This is a genomic window from Pseudomonas sp. SIMBA_041 (genome assembly GCF_046535095.1).
GTDB lineage: Bacteria > Pseudomonadota > Gammaproteobacteria > Pseudomonadales > Pseudomonadaceae > Aquipseudomonas > Aquipseudomonas mucoides.
Genome location: NZ_JAWRXJ010000856.1, coordinates 1 through 241, shown reverse-complemented (window position 1 = coordinate 241; position 241 = coordinate 1). Strand labels below are relative to the sequence as shown.

Here is a 241-nt window from a genome sequence, read left to right as displayed (position 1 = left end):
GATCGATGACCTGACCGACGCAATCATCCAGATCAAGTCGGAGAAGGGCGACCGCCTGACGATCAAGCAGATGGAGAAAGCGCGCGATCGCATGGAAGCGAAGCTGAAGCGCGCAGCTGAAACAGGCGCCAAGGATCGTGTCGTGACGTTCGACGAACTGGGCGTCGACGCGCTGTTCGTGGACGAGGCTGATGAGTTCAAAAACCTGTTCATTACGACCTCTCTGTCAGGCGTCGCGGGC

The 241-nt window shown here is 58.5% G+C and carries 1 protein-coding gene; it reads left to right on the top strand.

Annotated features, from left to right (window positions below; genetic code table 11):
* On the top strand, positions 1 to 241 hold a 241-nt coding region (locus SB725_RS33565; RefSeq protein ID WP_410923742.1), incomplete at both ends, for a hypothetical protein.